The following is a 22272-nucleotide window of genomic DNA, read 5'->3' as shown; positions in this document are numbered from 1 at the left end:
TTCCTTCAAGCGATGCCCGATTTTAGGGGGACAAAGTGAACCGCCTCAAGAATGAGGCGCTCCAGCCCACGGGCGGTTTTGTCGATGACGACGAGGGCCTGTCCGCCCTTGGCCGAATGGGTCGGCGCAACGATGCGCCCGCCGACCGCGAGTTGTTGGATCCAGGCCTCCGGAACGGCTTCCCCGCCGGCCGCCGCGATGATGCCCGCGTAGGGTGCGCCCTTGGCATAGCCGACCATGCCGTCGCCCAGCATCAGGTGCACCGTGGCCAGCCGGAAGTGCCGGAGGTTGGCCCGGGCGCGCTCATGCAGGCCGCGCAGGCGCTCGATGCTGTAGACCTCGGTCGCCACATGGTTCAGCACCGCGGCCTGGTAGCCGCAGCCGGTGCCGATCTCGAGCACGCGGCCGAGGCGCTCCTGCGGCTTGCCGGCCAGCGCGGGCGCAGCGAGCAGGAGCTCGATCATTCGGGCGACCACGCTCGGCTTGGAGATCGTCTGCCCCAGGCCGATCGGCAGGCTGGTGTCTTCGTACGCCTGGTTGACCAGCGCGCTGTCGACGAAGCGATGCCGCTCGACGGCGCCCATCGCGCGCAGCACGCGCGGATCGGAAATGCCCTGCGCCGCGAGCTTCTGCACCATGCGCGCGCGCACGGCATCGGAAGCCATCGAGGGCGTGGACGGCACCATGGGCTTGGCCGGCACGGCGGGCATGCGCCCACGCGTGGCAGCCGAAGAGGTGGGTGTCAGGCGAACCGGGAAACTGGGCCGTTGCGTGGCCATGTCAATTGCCGAGACGGGCCACCGTCTCGCGCCATTGGCCCAAGTTGGCGTGGTCGGTCAGGTCGATCTGCAGCGGCGTGAGCGCAATGTGGCCGGAAGCGGTGGCATGGAAGTCGGTGCCTTCGCCGCTGTCCTTGGCGCTGCCCGCACCGGCGATCCAGTACATCGTCTCGCCGCGCGGGCTGTCCTGCGTGATGACCTTCTCCGCCGCATGACGGCGGCCAAGACGACAGACCTTGACAGGCTTGAGCTCGTCGAACGGCCGGTTCGGCACGTTCACGTTGAGCAGGAACGCGGGGCCGCCGATCATCTTTTCGCGCTCGATCTGCTGCACCAGACGACGCGCGACTTGCGCTGCCGCATCCACGTGCGCCCAGCCCTTTTCGATCTGCGAGAAAGCGATGGCCGGAATGCCGAAGAGGTAAGCCTCCATGGCCGCGCCGACGGTGCCTGAATAGATGGTGTCGTCGCCCATGTTGGCGCCGTTGTTGATGCCGGAGACCACGAGGTCGGGCCGGTAGTCGAGCAGGCCCTTGAGGGCGATGTGCACGCAATCGGCGGGGGTGCCCGTCACGTAGCGAAAACCGTTGTGCGCCTTGTGCACGTAGAGCGGGGCGGCCAGGGTCAGTGCGTTCGACTTGGCGCTGTTGTTGTGCTCGGGTGCGACCACCTCGACTTCGGCGATGTCCTTGAGCGCGTCGTGCAATGCGACGATGCCTGGCGCCTGGAAGCCATCGTCATTGGAAATAAGTATCTTCATGGTGCTTTTCGGTGCACCGGATTGTAGGCGTCGGGTGCGTCGCAGCAGGGACAAGGGTGCCCTGCCGCGACACCTATCATGCCCGCAGTCATTGCCTCAACATTACCCATTCGAAGGAGACCCGAGCATGCACGCATGGCTTTGCGAAAACCCCGTTGGCGTCGACGCGCTGACCTGGAAGGAACTGCCGACACCCACGCCGGGCCCGGGGCAGGTGCTGATCGAGATCAAGGCGGCGAGCCTGAACTTCCCCGACCTGCTGATCGTGCAGAACAAGTACCAGATGAAGCCGCCCCTGCCCTTCGTCCCCGGCTCGGAGTACGCGGGCGTCATCCAGGCCGTCAGCGAAGGCGTGACGCACCTGAAGGTGGGCCAGAACGTGGCCTGCCTGTCGGGCACGGGCGGCTTCGGCACCCACACGCTCGCCCCCGCGGCGCTGTGCATGCCCTTGCCCGAGGGCTTCGGTCATGTCGATGCGGCCGCGTTCATCATGATTTATGCGACCTCGTGGCACGCGCTCATGGACCGCGCACAACTCAAGGCGGGTGAAACCGTGCTGGTGCTTGGCGCAGCAGGCGGCGTAGGGACCGCGGCCATCCAGATTGCAAAGGCAGCCGGCGCCAAGGTGATTGCAGCCGCCTCCACCGACGAGAAATGCGAACTTTGCCGGTCCATTGGTGCCGACGCGACGATCAACTACTCGACGCACGCATTGCCCAATGGCTTTCGCGATGCCATCAAGGCCGCAACCGACGGCAAGGGCCCGGATGTCATTTACGACCCAGTGGGCGGCGATTTTGCAGAGCCTGCATTTCGCTCCATTGGCTGGCGCGGTCGCTATTTGGTGGTGGGTTTTGCGTCGGGCCCCATTCCATCGCTGCCATTGAATCTGACGCTGTTGAAAGGCGCTTCGCTCGTGGGCGTGTTCTGGGGCGATTTCGCCAAGCGCGAACCCAAGGCCAATGCACAGATGATGGCCGAATTGGCACAGTGGTACGGCCAGGGAAAGATCAAGCCGGTGATCGACAGCACGATGCCGATGGCCGAATTGAAGGCCGCGTATGCGCACATGGGGTCGCGCGGCGTCAAAGGAAAACTCGTGATGGTGAACTGAACGAAGTCAGTTTCAGCACGCAATAAAAAAGCCCGCATGCGCGGGCTTTTTTATTGATAAAAGTCGGTGATTCGAGCTGCTTACTTGATCTCGTAATCGGAAAGCGACTTGCCGGCAGCCAATGCTTCGGTCACCCAGCGCGGCTTGCGGCCACGGCCACCAGACCAGGTTTCGCCGGTCGGACCACGGTATTTGGCGGCTGCCTTAGGCGCTGCGGCACCTGCGCTGCGTTTGGCGGCTGCACCGCGGCCGCCGAGTTTCAGGTCGGAGGCGGTTAAACCGAATTCCGCGATCTTCTTGCGCAACTCCTCGATCACGCCTGCGCGCTCATGGTTGCGCAGGTCTTCAGCTTGCTTCCGCAATTGAGCAATCTGCTCGTCGTGCTTCTTGATCTGGGAATTGATATCGGCGAGGGTCGAAGCCATTGTTGGACTCCTGAAAATTGAAAACGGGTGGATTTTAATTCAATTTGCATTTGTCACAAGCACTCCGGCATCAGAAAAAATGCCCGGCCAATGGGGTTAGTGCAACAGCGCGCAACGTAAAGCGGACCGCTTTGGCGCTGTATATAGAGGGAAAACAAGGGAGAGAAGTCGGCGGGCAACTACCGCAACGAACAGTGCGCCAGAAATGACAACGCCGGGTAAACCCGGCGTTGGAATCCCTTGAATGCTATTGCGCAATAGCGACAGGGAGATATTTTTTGGGGTGGCTGATGGGACTCGAACCCACGACGACCAGAATCACAATCTGGGACTCTACCAGCTGAGCTACAGCCACCGCAGAGCCAGCAATTGTAGCGTCAAAAATCGCCGTTTCGGCCCCAGCAGGCTGCGACGTGGCTTGAAATTGACATTCAGCCTGCCGCCAGGGGGCCCGGGGCGCCGACGCCCTCTTCTATCTTGATGGAGCCATCGGATCGCTCGCAGGTGCCGATCAGGAGCCCGCTGGCAATGGCGTGGTCGCGCAATTCGCCGAATACCTCGTCGCGGCCCGGCTCCTCGGAAAACACAGGAACGCTGTCGAGCGCGAACAGCTGGAACGCGTAGCGATGCACGCCGTGGCCGGGCGGCGGGTCCGGCGGCAGCCAGGTGGCCTGCAGGCTCGAATTGCGCCCGACATGCAAACCGGCACCCTCCCTGTCGCTGCTGGGAATGGCCGCCTCCACCAGCCTGTCGTCTTCAGGCCCCAGGCCTACGACGATGGCATGCACCAACGGATTCGGCGTGGGCGAGTCGGCGTCCTCGACGATCAGCACCAGCGATGCGACACCCGAAGGCAACCCCGCCCACTGCAAAGGCGGCGAGACACCTTCGCCATCGGCCGTGTAGCGCGGCGGCATCGGCGCATGGTCGGCAAAGGCCACGCTGGTCAGCGCCAGCGACGCCGTGCCTTCGCGGAGGCCCAGCGTATTGAAGACGATGTTGTCCAGGCCAGCGCGCACGCCCTGCAATGCGCGACCGACGGCTTCGGGTAGTTTTTCAAGCATGCATCCGGTATAGCCCCGCACGCATCCACACGCTGTAGGACGCCACAGCACCCGCGCCGCCGCCCTTGCGGCAAAAATCCTCGTTCGCATGCACCGATGTGGGCCACGGGTGCGACCGCTCACATGGCTCCGCTATCATCGACGCGGCCCGCGCAGACGGGCGCGGCTTTCGCCACTTCCACTTCACCACCAAAGGAATTTCTTCATGAGCATCGTCTGGACTATTCTGATCGGGTTCGTCGTGGGTCTGGTGGCGCGTGCCGTCAAGCCGGGCGACGATTCCGCCGGCTTCATCGTCACCACGCTGATCGGCATTGCGGGTTCGCTGATCGTCACCTACGTCGGCCAAGCCATGGGCTGGTACACCGCGGGCCAGGGCGCCGGCTTCATCGCTTCCGTGCTGGGCGCGATCGTGCTGCTGATCCTCTACGGCCTGATCAAGCGCAAGAGCTGATACCCCGCGCGGCCTTGCCGGCGCCGCGCAGCGCGGCGAGGTCGCGAACCCCATGCCCCGCAAGCCACGCGCCAAGCACCATGTCTATGTGGTCGAACTCGACGATCGCGTGTGGAACAGCAGCCGCTTCAGGCGCGCCAACCCCGACTACCAGCTCGGCAAGCCCTTCGTCTACGTGGGCATGACCGGCCTGGACCCCGACATCCGCTTCGACAAGCACAAGGCCGGCATCCAGGCCAACAGCTTCGTGCAGGAGTTCGGCCTGCGCCTGCTGCCCGCGCTCTACGAGCGCTACAACCCGATGCCCTATGACGACGCGCGCCTGATGGAGGTCGACCTCGGCATCGCATTGCGCAAGGCCGGCTACGGCGTCTGGCAGGCCTGAGGCGCGGCGCCGATCACGAGTACGTGACCCAATCCTCGTACGCCGGCCCATCGAGATGCGGCAGCGTGTTGTAGGTCACCAGCATGTGGCGCTTCGGCGTGAAAGCGAACTCCGTCACTGACGTGTTTCGTATGCGCAGGTTGAGCTCGATGGTCGTCTCCGCGCTCGTGCCCAGCACGTGGCCGACCGCTGTGCTGATCGGCCCTCCGCTCGACACCACCAGCACCTTCGCGCCATGGTGCCGGTCGCGCACGTGGTCCAGCGCTGTCGTCACGCCGGCGAGAAAGTCGACATAGCTCGGCATCCCGACCGGCGCTGTCTTGCCCTGCATCCAGGCGCCCAGGCCCTGGCGCAACAAGCGGAAGTGATGGCGGTACATCTCGGGCGAATCGGGTTTCTCGAGCTTGCCCTCGTGGATCGTGGCGATGACCGCCTCGCTGTCGTACTCGTTGAGTCCTGGCCACGGCAGCACGTCGTCGCGTTCCAGTCCCAAGCCCTTGGCAATGCCTTCCCAGGTCTGGCGATGCCGCTTCAAGGTGCCGGTGATGACGGCATCGAATGCCATGCCGCGCTCGCGCCAGTACTCACCCAGGCGCACGGACTGCCGGTGCCCGAGTTCGCTCAGGTTGTCATAGTCGGCAGCGCCGAAACTGGCTTGCCCGTGGCGCACGAGGTAGAGGGTTCCCATGCGTCGGATTCTGGCAAGAAGCGAGAGCAGCGCTTGTCCCACGGGCGACCAAAAAAAAGCCCGGGTCATCGACCCGGGCGTTCGTTTCGCGTGGCGCCTTGCGTCAGCGCGCGGAGGCGACGGGCAGCGTGTCCGCCGGCTTCGGCACGAGGATCTCGGCCTTGAAGCGTTCCTTCAACAGGTTGTAGTAGGCGGCGGCTTCGGCCGCGGTCACCGACTGGCCGACCTGCGCGCTTTCCTGCTGCGCCTGCTCGGGCGGCGGCGGCGTGCGCGGGACCACCTTGGTCACACGAACCACCGCATAGCCCTGTGTGCCCAGATCCACGCCCACGAGCGAAGGCAGCTTGGCGGCATCAGCGCGCAGCGCGGCATCGATCACGGGAACGGGCTGCGACTGCGCGTCGATCCGCGAGACCGTGACTGGCGCGCCGAAAGTCGCGCCGTCCGCCTTGGCGGTCCATGCCGCGAGCTTGGCTTCGCCTTCGGTCTTGGCCAGCACTGCGGCGCGTTCGGTGATGAGCTGCGCGCGGATCTTGTCCTTGACCTCGGCCAGCGGGATCGGATGCGCGGGCGTGTACTGCGTCACGCGGCCCGAGGCGAGCTGGCTCGAACCGACCTCGATCGCCTCGGTGTTCTGCTTGCGCTCGAGCGAATCGCTGGCATACAGCGCGCTCAGGAAGTTGCGGCTGGCCAGCGGACCCTTGGCACCCGGCGCGGGGATGCGCGGGACATTGGTCGCGGTCTGGATCGTGAGCTTGAGCTTTTCCGCGGCAGGCTTGAGGCTGTCGGGCTGCTGGTAGACCGCATCGGTGAAGGCCTCCGCGGCCTTTGCGAATTCCTGCGCGGCCTGTGCAGCGCGGACTTCGCTTTCGATGGTGGCGCGCACCTGCTCGAACGGCGGCACCACGGCCGGCTTGATGTCGACGAGATGGATGATGTGATAGCCGAACTCGGTTTCGACGACGCCGCTGATCTCGCCCTTCTTCAGCGCGAACATCGCGTCTTCGAACGGCTTGACCATCGCGCCCTTGGTGACGAAGTCGAGGTCCCCGCCCTTCTCGGCCGAGCCCGGGTCTTGCGAGTTCTTGCGCGCCACGTCGGCGAAAGTGTTCGGCGCCTTCTTCACGTCGGCAAGCAGTTGCTCGGCCTTGGCCTTCGCCTTTTCGCGATCGGCGGCGGGCATGCTAGCCGGCGCGGTGATCAGGATGTGGCTCGCGCGGCGCTCTTCCTTCGTGCCGAAGCGCGCGGTGTTCTGTTCGTAGTAGGTCTTGAGGTCGGCCTCGCTCACGACGACGTTCTTCTTGGCCGCATCGAGGTCGAGCACCAGGTACTCGATGTTGGCCTGCTCGGGCGCCTGGAACTGCGAGGTGTGGTCCTTGTAGTAGGCCTCGATGTCGGCATCGCTCACGGTCACCTTCGAGGCGAAGCTCTCGGGGGCGAAGCGCGCGACCTGGATTTCGCGGCGGTCATAGAAGGCGTTGACCGTGGCGGCCACCAGTGCAGGCGGCGTGAGGGCCGTGCCCGACACGCCGAGCAGCACCTGCTGCGTGGACATGTCGGCGCGCACCTGCGCTTCGTACTGTTCGGGCGTGCGGCCCGTCACGCGAAGGAAGGTCTCGCGGTCGAACTTGCCGTCGGGCGTGCGGAAGGACGCGAGGCCCGGGTCCTGCGCGAAGATGCGCGAGAGGCGATCTTCGGAGACGGTCATGTTCGCCTTGGCGGCGGCTGCGGCCAGCACGCGGTCGCGCACCATGCGCTCCAGCGTGGCATAGCGCAGGGCGTCCGAGTCGAGCACCGTCGGATCGACGTTGGGCGACTGCTGGCGGATGCGATCCGTCTCGATGCGGTGCTGCGCATCCCACTCGGGCTTCGTGATGTCGCCGCCTTCGATATGGGCAACCTTCTCGTCGCGGCTGAAGCCCTGGTAGCGCTCGACGCCGAAGAGCACGAACGAGGGAATGATCAGCAAGAACAAGAAAATCATGACGATCTTGTTGTACTTGCGGAAGAAATCAAACATGCTTGAACACTCTTTTTCGACGGATGTCGGACGGCAATAAAAAAGGCGAACTGGTGTTCGCCTTTGCATCTGGGTGGTGGTGGGTGCTGAGGGGCTCGAACCCCCGACCTACGCCTTGTAAGGGCGCCGCTCTACCAACTGAGCTAAGCACCCCACCGGAATACTCTCCGAGTCTAGCCTCAGTTCAGCGCGTCTTTCAGCGCCTTGCCTGGACGGAACTTCGGAATCTTGGCTGCCTTGATTTTAATCGCGTCGCCGGTGCGGGGATTCCGGCCGGTGCGGGCGGCCCGTTTGCCTACTGCGAAAGTGCCGAAGCCGACGAGCGAGACGGAGCCGCCCTTTTTGAGCGTGGTACGAATGGCGCCGATGGTGGATTCGAGCGCACGGGTGGCAGCTGCTTTGGAAATATCGGCGTTCTTTGCGATGTGCTCAATCAGTTCGGTCTTGTTCACAAGGGCCCCTTGTAGAGAAAAAGTTGGTCGGCTTTCGTCAGCTGCGACCTGGCCGCGACGGGTGCGACTCAAGAGCTTGGCAGGCCTGACGCCTCGGCAGCGCACTGCCAGCGAGGATTACAACCACTGCCCTGCAGGGTGTCAATAAGACACGAAGCCATGCAAAACAGCGGAGCGCGCGATTTTAGGGGCGTTTCGTCGCGCACTTTCCGGCACGTTTCGTGAAGTACTTTTCAAAGCGCTTCAGCGATCGCCTTTCCGAGATCGCTCGTGCTCGCATTGCCGCCGATATCTGCGGTACGCGGTGCTCCGCTTTGGGGCGCGAGCACCTTTTCGATGGTCGAGAGGATCGCGTCGTGCGCCTCTTTGTGGCCGAGGAACTCCAGCATCATTGCGCCGCACCAGATCTGCCCGATCGGGTTCGCAATGCCCTTGCCTGCGATGTCGGGCGCCGAGCCGTGCACCGGCTCGAACAGCGACGGCGTGGTGCGCTCGGGGTTCAGGTTGGCGCTCGGTGCGATGCCGATGGTGCCGGTGCAGGCCGGGCCGAGGTCCGACAGGATGTCGCCGAAGAGATTGCTCGCGACCACCACGTCGAAGAAGTCGGGGCGCTGCACGAAGTGCGCGGTGAGGATGTCGATGTGGAACTTGTCCAGCTTCACGCCGGCGTAGTTCTTCGCCATCTCGGCCACGCGCTCGTCCCAGTAGGGCATGGTGATCGAGATGCCGTTCGACTTGGTGGCGCTCGTCAGGTGCTTCTTCGGCCGCGACTGCGCGAGTTCGAAGGCGAATTTGAGCACGCGGTCAACGCCGATGCGGGACATCACCGTTTCCTGCACCACGATCTCGCGCGGCGTGCCTTCGTACATGCGGCCGCCGATGCTCGAGTACTCGCCCTCGGTGTTCTCGCGCACGATGTACATGTCGATCTCGCCGGGCTGGCGCGGCGTGCCGTCGCGGCGCACCACGGGCGCGACGATGCCGGGCATGAGGCGCGCGGGACGCAGGTTGATGTACTGGTCGAACTCGCGGCGGAACAGGAGCAGCGAGCCCCAGAGCGACACGTGGTCGGGAATCTTCTCGGGCCAGCCGACCGCGCCGAAGAAGATCGCGTCGTGGCCGCCGATCTGGTCCTTCCAGTTGTCGGGCAGCATCTTGCCGTGCTTCTCGCAGTAGTCCCAGCTGGAGAAATCGAAGTGGTCGAACTTCAGGTCGATGCCGAACTTGCGCGCCGCCGCGTCGACGACGCGCAGGCCCTCGGGCATGGTTTCCTTGCCGATGCCGTCGCCGGCGATGACTGCGATTCTGTGGGTGCTCATGGGGTGGCTCCTGTCTGCGGGAGAGATGGTTGGAGAGATGAAAAGAAGGCGAGCGCCTCGGCGAGCAATTCGACCGGGGCTTCTTCGGGAACATAGTGGCCGCACGGCAGCGCGCGGCCCGACACGTCGTTGGCGCACGCGCGCCACAGCGCAAGCACATCGAAGCACTTGCCCACCGCGCCATGCTCGCCCCACAGCACGCGCAGCGGGTGCGTGAGTTTGTGGTCGACGGCGAGGTCAGCGCGGTCGTGCACGAGGTCGATGGTGGCGGAAGCGCGGTAGTCCTCGCAGATGGATTCAGCCGTGCCCGGGATGCGCGCACAGCGCTCGTACTCGGCCAGCACCTCGGGCGCGAATGGCGCGAGCCCTGCGTGCCGCCCGCCCATCACGCTGCGCACGTAGCGCACCGGATCGGAAGCGATCAGTGCCTCGGGCAACGGCGGCGGCTGGATCAGGAAGAACCAATGCCAATAGGCTTTCGCAAAGGCCTCGATGGTGTTCTCGTACATCGCGAGCGTCGGAGCGATGTCGAGCAGCAGCATGCGCTCGACCGCCGAAGGATGGTCCGCCGCGAGCCGGTGCGCCACGCGCGCGCCGCGGTCGTGGGCGAGCACGCCGAAGCGTTCGAAGCCGTGGTGCCGCATGGCGGCAAGCGCATCGAGCGCCATCTCTCGCTTGCTGTAGACCGCGTGCTCGGCATCGGCCGCCGGCCGACCCGAGTCGCCGTAGCCGCGCAGGTCCACAGCGACCACGGTGAACCGCTCGGCCAATTGCGGTGCCACGCGATGCCAGATCGCATGCGTCTGCGGATGTCCGTGCAGCAGCAGCAACGGTGCGCCCTTGCCGCCGATGCGGCCATGGATGCGCACGCCGTTGCGCTCGATGTCGAAGGTGGGAAAGGTGAGGAAGGAGGCAGTCACGGAACGATTGTGCGTTGCGCCCTCGCGATCATCAAGCAACAATCGGCCAATTCATACTTTCCGGATTGGCATGAATCCATCCTCGCTGGAACGCAGCGATCTCGAACTGGTGCTGGCGATTCGCGACCAGGGCAGCCTCGCTAGCGCGGCCGCCACGCTCGATGTCGTGCCCTCCGTCATCACCAAGCGGCTCGGGGCTCTCGAAGCGCGGCTTGGGCAGCGGCTGTTCGATCGCACCACGCGCCGGCTCAGCGTCACGGCCGAGGGCGAGGCGGTGTGCCTGCATGCGCGCGCATTGCTCGAAGGCTTCGCGGCGCTCGAAAGCGAACTCGGCGAACGGCAGAACGAGTTGGTCGGCACGATCCGCCTCGCTGCCACCTTCGGCTTCGGCAGGCGCTGGCTCGGGCCGACGCTGGCCGCCTTCCAGGCCCGCCACCCTGCCCTGCAGATCGAACTGCTGCTGACCGAGCAACTGCCCGATCTCGGCGCCGAAGGCTACGACGGCGCACTCTGGCTGTGGGCCGTGCAGCAGCACCGAGCGGCCGACTGGGTCACGCGCCGCATCGCGCGCAACCAGCGCGTGCTGGCGGCCGCGCCCTCGTACATCGCGCAGCACGGATTGCCGGCGACGGTCGACGCGCTGACCTCGCACGCCTGCCTGGTCGCGCGCGAGAACGGCGAGGTCAACCAGCGCCAGTTCGCGCTCTGGACGCTGCGCCATGCGCGCGACGGCAGCACCGCGCGCGTTCGCGTGCAGGGGCCGCTCGCGAGCAATTCAGGGGAGATGGTGCGCGACTGGTGCCTGGCAGGCCACGGCATCATGCTGCGGAGCCTCTGGGACATCGCACCGCAACTGGCCAGCGGCGAGCTGGTGCGCGTGCTGCCGCAGTACGTGATGCCCGATGCCGACATCCACTGGGTCGCGCCCTGGCGGCCCAAGACGCCGCGCCGCGTGCGCCTCTTGCTCGATCACCTGGCCGAGCAATTCCGCGGCGAGCCGTGGAAGCCGGCGAAGACGGGAACGCGCTGAGGTTCAGCGCTCGCTGCGCACCACCAGGCTCACGCCGACCGCGGTGAGCCCGATGCCCAGCAGCGTCACCAGCGTGATCGGCTCCGCGAACAGCAGCCACGCCATCACCGCCGTGCAAGGCGGCACCAGGTAAAGCAGGCTCGTGACGGCCGTGGCCGTGCCGCGCTGGATCAGCATGTAGAGCAGCGAGCTGCCGCCCAGCGACAGCGCCAGCACCGACCAGGCCATCGCGCCGGTCGAGTGCGCGTTCCATTCGATGCCCTGTGATTCCATGGCCGCGAAGGGCAAGGTCACGAGCAGCGCCGCCGCCATCTGCACCGCGCTCGCGCTGCGCACATCGCACGGCGCGACAAAGCGCTTCTGGTACAGCGTGCCCGCCGTGATCGAAAGAAGCGCAAAGACTGCGAGCGCCATCGTCAGCGGATTGACTTCGGCGCCCTGCCCGAACTTGCGCGAGACCACGAGCACCAGCCCTGCAAATCCGAGAACAAGCCCGGCCCACTGCCGCTTCGAGATGCGCCCGCCGTTGAGCGACAGCCAGATCGCTGTGAGCACCGGCTGAACGCCGACCAGCAGCGCCACGAGCCCCGCACCCATCCCCGCATGCACCGCCGCCCAGACGCCGCCAAGGTACCCCGCCTGCATCAGCACGCCCGTGACCGCGAGGTGCCCCCACTGCGCGCGCGCCTTCGGCCACGCGACCTTCGCGAGCACGACCCACACACCGAAGCACACGAGCGACAGCGCATAGCGCACAGCGAGGAACTTGAGAGGCGGCGCATAGGGCATGCCATAGCGCGCAACGATGAAACCCGTGCTCCAGATCAGCACGAAGACCGCCGGCATGGCCCGCAGCCACCCCGAGCCGCCCGGGCCGGGCACGGCGGCCGCGGCCGCCGTCATTTGCTGTGGGCCCGGATCTCGGGAATGGCCTTCTGCAGGTAATAGACCATCGACCAGACGGTGAGCACCGCCGAGATCCAGATCAGCCACTGGCCCCAGAGGCCGGTGTCGATCACCTTGAACAGCCGCCCGTCGTAGAGCAGGAAGGGAATCGCGACCATCTGCACGGTCGTCTTGACCTTGCCGATCATGTGGACCGCCACGCTCTTGCCGGCGCCTATCCGCGCCATCCATTCGCGCAGCGCCGAGATGGCGATCTCGCGGCCGATGATGATGAGCGCCACGAACACGTCGGCGCGCTGCAGGTGCACCAGCACCAGCAGCGCGGCACACACGAGGAACTTGTCGGCCACCGGATCGAGGAAGGCGCCGAAGGCCGAGGTCTGGTTGAGCTTGCGCGCCAGGTAGCCGTCGAGCCAGTCGGTGGCGGCGAAGACGATGAACATGACCGTGGCGATCAGGTTGCGCATCGGCTCGGCGATCGGCAGGTAGAACACTCCGACGATCAAAGGGATCGCGACGATGCGCGTCCAGGTCATGATGGTCGGTAAGGTCCAGAACATCGCTTGATTGTGTCATGGCGGGATGACCCCACCGGGTTGCCCAGCTCTCGGTGCTGGCTCAGTGCAGAGCCTTGTAGATTTCCTCGGCCAGTTCGGCGGCGATGCCTTCGACCGAGGCGATGTCTTCCATGCTCGCCGCCGCCACGCCGCGGATGCCGCCGAAGCGCTGCAGCAGGCGCGCCCGGCGCTTCGGGCCGATGCCCGGAATGTCTTCCAGCTGGCTGCCGCCCACCCGCACCTTCGCGCGCTTGGCCCGCATGCCGGTGATGGCGAAGCGGTGCGCCTCGTCGCGGATCTGGGCCACCAGCATCAGCGCAGCCGAGTCCTTGCCGAGGTAGACCTTCTCGCGGCCGTCGGCGAACACGAGCTCCTCCAGGCCGACCTTGCGGCCCTCGCCCTTTTCGACGCCGACGATCAACGACAGCGGCAGGCCCAGTTCGCTGAACACCTCGCGCGCCATCGACACCTGGCCCTTGCCGCCGTCGACCAGCACCAGCTCGGGCATGCGCGCGGTCCGGGTCTTGGTCGATGCTTCGCCTCCCTCGACGCCCTCGCTCTCTGCATCGCCGGGCGGCAGCGCCTCGGTCTCGGCCGCCATCGCCTCGGCCAGCTTGCCGTAGCGGCGGTGAAGCACCTGGCGCATCGCGGCGTAGTCGTCGCCCGGCGTGATCCCCTCGATGTTGTAGCGGCGGTATTCCTTGTTCTGCATCGTGTGGTGCTCGAACACCACGCACGAGGCCTGCGTGGCTTCGCCCGCGGTGTGCGAGATGTCGAAGCATTCGACGCGGAAGTTGTCCAGGTCGTCGCACGCGAGCTCGAGCGCCTCGACCAGCGCGCGGGTGCGCGCCTGCTGCGAGCCTTCTTCGGCGAGCAGGCGGGCCAGTTGCAGGCCAGCATTCGTCTCGGCCATCTCGAGCCAGTGGCGGCGCTGCTCGCGCGGCTGGAACACCGCCGTCACGCGTCCGCCGGCCTGCTGCGAGATCGCCTCGATCAGCTCGCGGCTCACCAGATGGCTCAGCACCAGCGTGGCCGGCACCGGCACGTCGATGTAGTGCTGGGCGATGAAGGCTTCGAGCACCTGCACTTCGATGGGGTCGGCCGCGACCGCTTCCACGCCCTCTTCGGCGTCCACGTCCATCTCGCCGTGGTGGATCTGCGCCGCGTCTTCCACGTGCACCGGAAAGTAGGGCCGGTCGCCCAGGTGCCGGCCGCCGCGCACCATCGCGAGGTTGACGCAGGCCTTGCCGCCCTGCACCTTGACCGCGAGGATGTCCACGTCCTTGTCCGATGCGATCTCGATCGACTGCTGGTGCAGCACCCGCGAGATCGCCGACATCTGGTTGCGCAGCTCGGCCGCCTGCTCGAATTCGAGCTTCTCGGCGTGCGTGGTCATGCGCTGTTCGAGCCTGGAGAGCACGAGCTGCGTGTCGCCCATCAGGAAGGCTTCGGCGCTGGCCACGTCCTGTGCATAGGCCTCGGGCGTGATGTAGTCCACGCAGGGGCCGGTGCAGCGCTTGATCTGGTACAGCAGGCAAGGCCGCGTGCGGTTGGCGTACACGGTGTCCTCGCAGGTGCGCAGCTTGAACACCTTCTGCAGCAGCTGGATCGATTCCTTCACCGCCCAGGCACTCGGGTACGGGCCGAAGTAGCGGTGCTTCTTGTCGACCGAGCCGCGGTAGTAGGCCAGCCGCGGAAATGCGTGCGACGCGATCTTCAGGTAGGGGTAGCTCTTGTCGTCGCGAAACAGGATGTTGTAGCGCGGCTTGAGCGTCTTGATGAGGTTGTTCTCGAGCAGCAGCGCCTCGGCCTCGGAGCGCACCACGGTGGTCTCCATGCGCACGATCTTCGAGATCATGTGGCCGATGCGGGTGCCGCCGTGGCTCTTCTGGAAGTAGTTGGCGACCCGCTTCTTGAGGTTGCGCGCCTTGCCCACGTAGAGCACCGCGCCGGCGGCGTCGAAATAGCGGTACACGCCCGGCAGTTGCGGCAGCGCCGCGACTTCGCTGAGCAGTTGATCGGAATGCACGTCTGACATGGCGGCTATTGTGGCGTGCACGTGGAACCCGCGTCGCGGGCCTGCGCGCAAACCCCGAGGTGGCTGGAATGAAATGTGCTGATGATGCAAAGACGGGCGCGAGGAGCGCCCGTGTCATTTCATCAAAACTACTCGGGAAGATTCCATGACGAAGAAGATCCAGGCGCGCGCCTGGTGGGTGCTCTCACCCCTGGCGCTTGCATTGACCGTGGCCGGCTGCGGCGGCGGTGGCGGCGGGCAGAACAACGATGCTGCACTGATCGCGTCGATCGTCGCCATCAACGCGGCCAACGACGCTGCGGCTGCGGCCGAAGCCGCCAAGGGCTGCCTGATCGGCGACAGCGGCACACCGGTCGTGGTGGGCTCCGGCGATCCGGGCGACCCCGCCGCGCCCGAGCCCGCCTCGGGCTACGTGCTCGGCCACAAGCTGGTCTATGCGAAGAACTACATGGTGGTAGCCAACCATCCGCTGGCCACGCGCGCGGGCTGCGACGTGCTCAAGGCCGGCGGCAGCGCCGTCGACGCGGCGGTGGCGGTGCAGGCCGTGCTCGGCCTGGTCGAGCCGCAATCCAGCGGCCTGGGCGGCGGTGCGTTCATGCTTCACTACGACGCGAAGACAAGGAAGGTGCAGGCCTACGACGGGCGCGAAATGGCGCCCGCCGCGGCCACAGAGAACTACCTGCGCTACGCCGTGCAGACCGATTCAGCCAGCGGATTGCCCAAGCCCAGTGCCCGCGCCAGCGGCCGCTCGATCGGCACGCCGGGCGCGGTGCGCATGCTCGACATCGCCTACAAGGACCACGGCAAGCTGCCCTGGAAGGACCTCTTCAGCTACGGCATCACGCTGGCATCGGACGGCTTCTCGATCGGTGGCCGCATGGCGGCCGCGATCTCCTCGTCGGAAGCCAGCCTGAAGCGCGACGCCGAGGCCACGGCCTATTTCTTCAACACCGACGGCACGCCCAAGGCGCTGGGCACGAAGCTCAAGAACCCGGCCTATGCCAAGACGCTGACCACGCTCGCGACCGAAGGCGCCAACGCCTTCTACACCGGCCCGATCGCGCAGGCCATCGTCGACAAGGTCGGCATCACGACCGCGGCCAGCGACGGCTCGGCCATCACGCCCGGCGTGACGACCATGGCCGACATGGCCAACTACGTGGCCAAGCGCCGCGACCCGGTCTGCGGCACCTATCGCGACTACTACGTGTGCAGCATGTCGCCGCCGTCCTCGGGCGGCATCGCGGTGGTGCAGGCGCTAGGCATCCTGGAGACCTTCAACCTGGGCCTGTACAAGCCCACCGCCATCGACATCGAGGGCGGCAAGCCGACCGTGATGGGCGTGCACCTGGTGAGCGAGGCCGAACGCCTGGCCTATGCCGATCGTGACAAGTACGTGGCCGACACCGACTTCATCCCGCTGCCGGGCGGCTCGCCCGACTCGATGCTCAACAAGCCCTACCTGCAACAGCGCGCCAGCCTGATCAGCCTGTCCAAGAGCATGGGCACGGCGGCGGCGGGCAACCTGGGCAGCGTGCCGCTGGGCATCGACAAGACCGAGGAGCACGGCACCACGCACTTCACGGTGGTCGACAAGGATGGCAACGTGGTGACGATGACGACCACGGTAGAAAGCACGCTCGGCTCGTTCCATATGACGCAGGGCTTCGTGCTGAACAACCAGCTGACCGACTTCTCGGCCGACCCGAACGACACCAAGGACCCAAGCATCAAGGTCGCCAACCGCGTCGCCCCGGGCAAGCGTCCGCGCAGCACGATGGCGCCAACGCTGGTGTTCAGGAAGAACGGCGACGGCAGCATGGGCGAGTTCGTGATGGGCACTGGCTCGCCCGGCGGCGGCACGATCATCCAGTACGTGGTGAAGACACTGGTCGGCGCGCTCGACTGGGGACTCGATGCGCAACAGGCCACGTCGCTGGTCGACTTCGGTGCCACCAACACCCCACCCCCTACGCCCCCCGGCGCCACCTACAGCCTCACCAACGTTGGCGGCGAGCATCCCAACGTCAACACCACCAACGACGGCAAGAACGACTCGCTGATCGAGGGGCTCCGCGCCTTGGGCCACGTGGTGAACTTCGGCGCCCAGTCCAGCGGCGTAAGCACCATCATCCGCACGAACGTGGGTGGCAAATCGGTGCTCACCGGCGGCGCGGACCCACGGCGCGAAGGCATCGTGCTGGGCGATACCTTCACGCCCTGACGGCAAGAAAGCGCGGGGGGCAGGCACCGCGCCTGCCCTCTGCCTGATTACTTCGCGACTTCCGACACCAGCCGGTACAGGAACTCGCGCCCGTCGTACAGCCGCTGGATCTCAATGCGCTCGTCCAGCCCGTGCGCACGCGCATCGGCCGGCTCGAGGAACATGCCGGTCACGCCGTACATCGGGATGCCGGCGTTGCGCAGGAACCGGCTGTCGGTCGCACCGGTGCTCATCGCGGGCACCACGGGCACGCCGGGCCACATCTGCTGGGTGAGCGACTCCACCGTCTTCACGAGGTCGCCGTTCAGCGGCGAGGCCGGGCTGCGCAGCGGCTTGCCCATGTTGCGCACCACGATCTTGTCGTTGCCCACGGCCTGGGTCAGCAGGCGCTCGACTTCCTCGGGGTCGTCGTGCGGCAGGATGCGGCAGTTGACCGTGGCCTTGGCCGATTGCGGCAGCGCGTTCTCGGCATGGCCGGCCTGCACCATCGTCGCCACGCAGGTGGTCCGCAGCTGCGCGTTGTAGGCCGGGTTGGCCGTCATGCGTTCGAGCACGCCGGCATCGGGGTTGCCGGTGCCGATGGCGCGCATGTCGTCGGCCAGCTGACCAGTGGCAAAGGGCGCGCTGCGCGCGAAGTAGGTCTTGGTGACATCGGCGAGCTTGATCGGGAAGGCGTAGTTGCCCAGCCGCTCCAGCCCCGCGGAGAGCGCGTAGATGGGGTTGGTCTTCGTCGGCACCGAGCTGTGGCCGCCCACGTCGCGCGCCTCGAGCATGTAGGTGGTGTACATCTTCTCGGCCACCTGCATGCGGTGCAGGTTCGGCTTGCCGCCGCGCAGCTCGCCGCCGCCGCCTTCGTTGATGCCGAATTCGGCCTGCAGCAGCTCGGGCTTGTTGCTGATCAGCCAGAACGCGCCGTTGCTGAGCGCATCGCCGCGCTCCTCGTCGGCGGTGAGCGCCAGGATGATGTCGCGGCTGGGCTTGAAGCCCTCCTGCTTGAGCTGCCCGAGCACCGACACCAGCGCCGAGGCCATCGCCTTGTCGTCGATGGAGCCGCGCGCGGTGAAGTAGCCGCCGGTTTCCTGCAGCTTGAAGGGATCGGTCTTCCAGTCTTCGCGCCGGGCCTCGACCACGTCGATGTGGGCCAGCAGCAGCAGCGGCTTCTTGCTGCCGTTGCCCTTGAAGCGCAGCACCAGGTTGCCCTTCTTCGGGAAGGGTTCGAAGATCTGGATGTCGCCCGGGGCGAAGCCCGCTTCGATCAGGCGCTTTTCCATGGCGCGCGCGGCCAGCGTGTTGTCACCCGTCGAGTGGGTGGTGTTGATCTCGATCAGCTCCTTGTAGATGTCGTGGAAGCGCTGTTGCTGCGGCGTGAGCGACGTCGGCGCGGTGCTCGTCTGGGCCGACGCACCGGTCATGCCGGCGATGCCGCACAGGGCCAGCGACAGGGCGAGCACGGTCTTGGTGGAACGAAGGGAAAACTGCGAACGGGTCTGCATCCTCATGGTCTTTCTCTCTCCGGTGGTTGTTGTGGCGGCCAGCATAGCAAGCCGGGCCCCGAACGGGCTCCCAGGACAGGCACACTCGCGACCATGGGCACGCGCATGCAATGGGACATCTTCTGCAAGGTCATCGACAACCACGGCGACCTGGGCGTGTGCTGGCGGCTGGCTTCTCAACTGGCCACGCTCGGCGAACGCGTGCGGCTGTGGATCGACGATGCGACGGCGCTGAACTGGATGGCGCCCGCGGGATGCGACGGCGTGCAGGTGATCGACTGGCTTAACCCCGCCGCGGTGCAACAGGCCGCGGCCGAGCCGGCGCCGGACGTGCTGATCGAGGCCTTCGGCTGCGAGCCCGCGCCGGAACTGATCGCGCGGTTCGCCGAGGCATCGAGCGTGGGCGGGCCCCGGTCCTGGATCAACCTCGAATACCTGTCGGCCGAACCGTACGTCGAGCGCCTGCACGGCCTGCCCTCGCCGGTGTTCAAGGGGCCCGGCGCCGGGTTGACCAAGCGCTTTTTCTATCCGGGCTTCACGCCCACCACTGGCGGATTGCTGCGCGAGCCCGGCCTCGCGGAACGCCGGGCCGGGTTCGATCGAGTGCAATGGTTGGCGGCACAGCAGATTCCCCGGAAAGAAAACGAGCGCCTCATCTCCCTGTTCTGCTACGAGCCGCCCGCGCTGGCGCCGCTGCTCACCCAGTTGGCGGAAGGCCCCGAACCCACCCGGCTGCTGGTGACGGCAGGCCGTGCCACCAACGCGGTGAAGGCCCATTTTTCGAACATTTCGCCGGAGAACCCCGTACCCCATGGGCACGGCGCGCTATCGATTTCATACCTCCCCTATCTGACGCAGCCGGATTTCGATCACCTGCTCTGGGCCTGCGACCTGAATTTCGTGCGGGGCGAGGATTCGCTGGTGCGCGCTCTCTGGGCCGGCGCGCCCCTCGTCTGGCAGATCTATCCACAGGACGACGACGCCCATCATGCCAAGCTGAACGCCTGGCTCGACTGGCTCGACGCTCCTCCCTCGCTTCGGCGTTTTCACCACGTCTGGAACGGGTTCGACGAGGCCCCCCTGCCGCCCCTGGAAACGCAGGGCCCGTGGCGGGAAACGGTCGTCGCGGGCCGCCAAAGGCTGCGCGATCAGGACGATCTGGTCACTCAACTGCGGCATCTGATCGCCCAAAAAAGCTAAAATAGCGGGCTTTGCGGATTTCGGCCCGGGCCCTCAGGACCCGAGAAGCTCTTCGCCAAACCTGCCGCGGGACCTGTACCGCGGGGCCAGACACACCGGCTAGAACGTTTCGAACGTCGCCAAGCGTCGCAGATGGCCCCGTGCACCGAGCGGCCAACATCCAGAGAACCTGTTATGAAAATCGCTCAAGAAATCCGCGCCGGCAACGTCATCATGCACGGCAAGGACCCGATGGTCGTCCTCAAGACCGAATACAGCCGCGGCGGCCGCAACTCCGCCACCGTGCGCATGAAGATGAAGAGCCTGATCGCCAACTTCAACACCGAAGTGGTCTTCAAGGCCGACGACAAGATCGACCAGATCGTGCTCGAGAAGAAGGACTGCACCTACTCCTACTTCGCCGACCCGATGTATGTCTGCATGGACGCCGACTACAACCAGTACGAAGTCGAAGCCGAGAACATGGGCGACGCCCTGAACTACCTCGAAGACGGCATGGCCGTCGAAGTGGTGTTCTACGACGGCAAGGCCATCTCGGTCGAACTGCCGACCAGCGTCGAGCGCGAAATCACCTGGACCGAGCCAGCCGTCAAGGGCGACACTTCGGGCAAGGTCCTCAAGCCCGCCAAGATCGCCACCGGCTTCGAAGTGCCCGTGCCGCTCTTCGTTTCGCAAGGCGACAAGATCGAAATCGACACCCGCACCGGCGAATACCGTAAGCGCGTCTGAGCGTTCCCGGCCCTCCGGCCGGTCGCTCTCCCCGAAGAAAGGCTCCGCAAGGGGCCTTTTTCGTTTCTTGGGCACGGCGGTTGCAACGCTGCACAATCCATCGGGTCTTCCCGTCCGAGTCCTTCATGAACAACACGCACGATCTTCACGACAAACGCCTGGCCGATGCATGGGCCACGCTCAAATCCCATTCCGAAAAAGGCCTGCCGCTCGATCCCGATCCCTCGCGCATCGCCTTCGCCGATCCCGAGTTCCTGTTGCGCCGCGAGACGCGCGGCATCCGCATGCAGCTGGAGCTGATGAAGCCCGACGTCGAACAGCGCGCTCACGGCATCGAGAACACCGTGGTGGTCTTCGGCAGCGCCCGCTTTCGCAGCGAGGAAGACGCCGCCGCGTTGATCGCGCAGGCCGATGCCGCCGGTGATGCGGTGGCCGCCGAGCGCTGGCGCCGCCTTGCGCGCAGCTCGCACTATTACGAGAAGGCGCGCACCTTCGGCAAGCTGGTCGCGCAGTACAGCAACGGCAAGGAGCCGCAGGACAAGCTCTTCATCTGCACCGGCGGCGGCCCCGGCATCATGCAGGCGGCCAACCGCGGCGCGCACGAAGGCGGCGGCATCTCGGTCGGCCTCGCGATCGCGCTGCCGATGGAGGAAGAAGCCAACCCCTACGTCACCCCGGCGCTGAGCTTCAAGTTCCACTACTTCGCGATCCGCAAGATGCATTTCATGATGCGTGCGAAGGCGCTGGTGGCGTTTCCGGGCGGCTTCGGCACGCTCGACGAGCTGTTCGAGGTGATCACGCTGGTGCAGACGAAGAAGTCGAAGCCCGTGCCGATCGTGCTGTTCGGCTCGGACTACTGGAAGCGGATGATCGACTTCGACTTTCTGGTCGATGAAGGCGTGATCTCGCCCGGCGACGTCAAGCTCTTCGAGTATGTGGACGCGCCCGAAGACGCGTGGGACTACATCAAGCGCTTCTACAAGCTCTGATCCACGCGGACGCTCAGGCGTCCGTGTCGTCGACCACGTCCGGGTGCAGCGCCTGCTCGAAGAACCGGGTGAGCGCGCGGGCGCGGCGCCGGCGGTCGGCCACCGGGTCGCCGGCCGGGCCCATGGCCACCGCGTCGTCGGCCACGCCGTGCAGCGCATTGAAGAGGATCACGGCCGTGAGCGTTGCGTCCTCCACTTCCCACACCCCTGCGGCATCGCCGTGTTTCAGCAAGCCGACGAGCTGCGTGATGACCGCGTTGTCGTTGCGCATGCGCCGGTCCTCGGGCCGGTATTCGTGGAACACCACGTCGTGCAGGGCAACGTTGTCCAGGTAGGTTTCCAGGCCGGTCTCCACCCAGGCCTTCAGGCGCGCGTGATGGTTGTCGGGGCGATGGCGGTCCATGGCGTTCTGCAGGCGCTCGCAGAAGGTGTCGACGAAGCGCTGCTGCAGCGCGCCGAGCATCGCTTCCTTCGACGGAAAGTACAGGTAGAACGTACCCTTGGCCACCTGCGCACCGGCCGCGATGTCGTCGATGCTGGTGCTGGCGATGCCCTTGGCAATGAAGAGGCGCTCGGCGGCGTCCATCAGCGCGACGGCGCGGGTTTCGGGCGCTTTCGTGCGGCGGCGCGCTGCGGTCGGTGTGGCCGCTTCGGCCTCGCCTGCCGGGATGGGATCGATGGCCGGATCGCTTCGTGTCATGGCAAATCTCGAGGAACTCGGAAAGT

Annotated in this window: 22 protein-coding genes and 2 tRNA genes; 8 read left to right on the top strand and 16 right to left on the bottom strand. The window is 65.9% G+C overall.

The genetic code is table 11. From position 1 onward, the window contains the following. Positions 1-5: 5 nt before the first annotated feature. Complete coding sequence (locus GNX71_RS10410; protein ID WP_206178241.1) at positions 6-779, bottom strand: protein-L-isoaspartate(D-aspartate) O-methyltransferase; 774 nt, start codon at positions 777-779, stop codon at positions 6-8. 1 nt (position 780) lies between these two features. Then, a complete protein-coding gene (surE, locus tag GNX71_RS10405; protein ID WP_206178240.1) occupies positions 781-1539 on the bottom strand; it encodes a 5'/3'-nucleotidase SurE in 759 nt (252 codons plus the stop codon). Between the two features lie 127 nt (positions 1540-1666). Between surE and GNX71_RS10400 the strand changes: the two genes are divergently transcribed. Then, a complete protein-coding gene (locus GNX71_RS10400; RefSeq protein WP_206179407.1) occupies positions 1667-2653 on the top strand; it encodes an NADPH:quinone oxidoreductase family protein in 987 nt (328 codons plus the stop codon). A gap of 80 nt (positions 2654-2733) precedes the next feature. Here the strand turns inward: GNX71_RS10400 and GNX71_RS10395 are convergent, their stop codons facing one another. The 3 genes from GNX71_RS10395 to GNX71_RS10385 form a co-directional block, all read right to left on the bottom strand. Continuing rightward, positions 2734-3078: an H-NS histone family protein gene (locus GNX71_RS10395; RefSeq protein ID WP_206178239.1), complete on the bottom strand. Its 345-nt coding sequence runs from the start codon at positions 3076-3078 to the stop codon at positions 2734-2736. A gap of 279 nt (positions 3079-3357) precedes the next feature. Continuing rightward, a tRNA-His gene (locus tag GNX71_RS10390) sits at positions 3358-3433 on the bottom strand. Between the two features lie 76 nt (positions 3434-3509). Next, a complete protein-coding gene (locus GNX71_RS10385) occupies positions 3510-4142 on the bottom strand; it encodes a YbhB/YbcL family Raf kinase inhibitor-like protein (RefSeq protein ID WP_206178238.1) in 633 nt (210 codons plus the stop codon). Positions 4143-4347: 205 nt separating this feature from the next. Between GNX71_RS10385 and GNX71_RS10380 the strand changes: the two genes are divergently transcribed. Both GNX71_RS10380 and GNX71_RS10375 read left to right on the top strand, forming a co-directional pair. Then, positions 4348-4596, top strand: a complete 249-nt coding sequence (locus GNX71_RS10380; protein ID WP_013540415.1) for a GlsB/YeaQ/YmgE family stress response membrane protein — start codon at positions 4348-4350, stop codon at positions 4594-4596. A 52-nt stretch (positions 4597-4648) separates the two neighbouring features. Then, complete coding sequence (locus tag GNX71_RS10375; protein ID WP_013540414.1) at positions 4649-4981, top strand: hypothetical protein; 333 nt, start codon at positions 4649-4651, stop codon at positions 4979-4981. 13 nt (positions 4982-4994) lie between these two features. Here GNX71_RS10375 and GNX71_RS10370 read toward each other — a convergent pair whose 3' ends face one another. From GNX71_RS10370 to GNX71_RS10345, 6 genes are all read right to left on the bottom strand, one after another. Next, entirely contained in the window at positions 4995-5669 is a 675-nt protein-coding gene (locus GNX71_RS10370) for a histidine phosphatase family protein (RefSeq protein WP_206178237.1), read from the bottom strand. A 103-nt stretch (positions 5670-5772) separates the two neighbouring features. Further along, positions 5773-7689: a peptidyl-prolyl cis-trans isomerase gene (locus GNX71_RS10365; protein WP_206178236.1), complete on the bottom strand. Its 1917-nt coding sequence runs from the start codon at positions 7687-7689 to the stop codon at positions 5773-5775. A gap of 77 nt (positions 7690-7766) precedes the next feature. Beyond that, a tRNA-Val gene (locus GNX71_RS10360) sits at positions 7767-7842 on the bottom strand. Positions 7843-7868: 26 nt separating this feature from the next. Further along, positions 7869-8141, bottom strand: a complete 273-nt coding sequence (locus tag GNX71_RS10355) for an HU family DNA-binding protein (protein ID WP_007830705.1) — start codon at positions 8139-8141, stop codon at positions 7869-7871. Between the two features lie 233 nt (positions 8142-8374). After that, a complete protein-coding gene (locus GNX71_RS10350) occupies positions 8375-9460 on the bottom strand; it encodes a tartrate dehydrogenase (RefSeq protein ID WP_206178235.1) in 1086 nt (361 codons plus the stop codon). Next, positions 9457-10380 carry an alpha/beta hydrolase gene (locus tag GNX71_RS10345; protein ID WP_206178234.1) on the bottom strand — a complete coding sequence of 308 codons (924 nt, stop codon included), beginning with the start codon at positions 10378-10380 and terminating at the stop codon, positions 9457-9459. Before GNX71_RS10345 ends, GNX71_RS10350 begins: the two co-directional genes overlap by 4 nt. A 70-nt stretch (positions 10381-10450) precedes the next feature. On the opposite strand from GNX71_RS10345, the gene GNX71_RS10340 reads away from it, so the two are divergent. Further along, positions 10451-11410: a LysR substrate-binding domain-containing protein gene (locus GNX71_RS10340; protein ID WP_206178233.1), complete on the top strand. Its 960-nt coding sequence runs from the start codon at positions 10451-10453 to the stop codon at positions 11408-11410. A 3-nt stretch (positions 11411-11413) separates the two neighbouring features. Here GNX71_RS10340 and GNX71_RS10335 read toward each other — a convergent pair whose 3' ends face one another. From GNX71_RS10335 to uvrC, 3 genes are read right to left on the bottom strand one after another with little or no spacing between them, the layout of a single operon-like run. Next, entirely contained in the window at positions 11414-12313 is a 900-nt protein-coding gene (locus tag GNX71_RS10335) for an EamA family transporter (protein WP_206178232.1), read from the bottom strand. Then, complete coding sequence (gene pgsA, locus GNX71_RS10330) at positions 12310-12876, bottom strand: CDP-diacylglycerol--glycerol-3-phosphate 3-phosphatidyltransferase (protein WP_206178231.1); 567 nt, start codon at positions 12874-12876, stop codon at positions 12310-12312. The genes GNX71_RS10335 and pgsA overlap by 4 nt, the downstream gene beginning before the upstream one ends. Before the next feature lie 58 nt (positions 12877-12934). Beyond that, positions 12935-14911 carry an excinuclease ABC subunit UvrC gene (gene uvrC, locus GNX71_RS10325; protein WP_206178230.1) on the bottom strand — a complete coding sequence of 659 codons (1977 nt, stop codon included), beginning with the start codon at positions 14909-14911 and terminating at the stop codon, positions 12935-12937. Between the two features lie 145 nt (positions 14912-15056). Between uvrC and ggt the strand changes: the two genes are divergently transcribed. Further along, complete coding sequence (gene ggt, locus GNX71_RS10320; RefSeq protein ID WP_206178229.1) at positions 15057-17135, top strand: gamma-glutamyltransferase; 2079 nt, start codon at positions 15057-15059, stop codon at positions 17133-17135. Positions 17136-17182: 47 nt separating this feature from the next. Here the strand turns inward: ggt and GNX71_RS10315 are convergent, their stop codons facing one another. Beyond that, positions 17183-18634 (bottom strand): M20/M25/M40 family metallo-hydrolase, encoded by a 1452-nt coding sequence (locus GNX71_RS10315; protein ID WP_206178228.1) that lies wholly within the window; start codon positions 18632-18634, stop codon positions 17183-17185. Between the two features lie 87 nt (positions 18635-18721). On the opposite strand from GNX71_RS10315, the gene earP reads away from it, so the two are divergent. The 3 genes from earP to GNX71_RS10300 all read left to right on the top strand — a co-directional run bounded on the left by earP (position 18722) and on the right by GNX71_RS10300 (position 21546). Then, positions 18722-19828 (top strand): elongation factor P maturation arginine rhamnosyltransferase EarP, encoded by a 1107-nt coding sequence (earP, locus tag GNX71_RS10310; protein WP_206178227.1) that lies wholly within the window; start codon positions 18722-18724, stop codon positions 19826-19828. A 174-nt stretch (positions 19829-20002) separates the two neighbouring features. Further along, positions 20003-20557: an elongation factor P gene (efp, locus tag GNX71_RS10305; RefSeq protein ID WP_007830687.1), complete on the top strand. Its 555-nt coding sequence runs from the start codon at positions 20003-20005 to the stop codon at positions 20555-20557. A gap of 125 nt (positions 20558-20682) precedes the next feature. Next, the gene (locus tag GNX71_RS10300) at positions 20683-21546 is read left to right on the top strand and encodes a TIGR00730 family Rossman fold protein (protein ID WP_206178226.1); all 864 of its coding nucleotides are present in this window, start codon (positions 20683-20685) and stop codon (positions 21544-21546) included. Positions 21547-21559: 13 nt separating this feature from the next. Here the strand turns inward: GNX71_RS10300 and GNX71_RS10295 are convergent, their stop codons facing one another. Continuing rightward, positions 21560-22246 carry a TetR/AcrR family transcriptional regulator gene (locus GNX71_RS10295; RefSeq protein ID WP_206178225.1) on the bottom strand — a complete coding sequence of 229 codons (687 nt, stop codon included), beginning with the start codon at positions 22244-22246 and terminating at the stop codon, positions 21560-21562. Positions 22247-22272 lie beyond the last annotated feature (26 nt).

This window comes from Variovorax sp. RKNM96 (assembly GCF_017161115.1).
Taxonomy (GTDB): domain Bacteria; phylum Pseudomonadota; class Gammaproteobacteria; order Burkholderiales; family Burkholderiaceae_C; genus Variovorax.
Note: the sequence above shows the minus strand (reverse complement) of the source record. Positions and strands in the feature narration are given on the sequence as shown.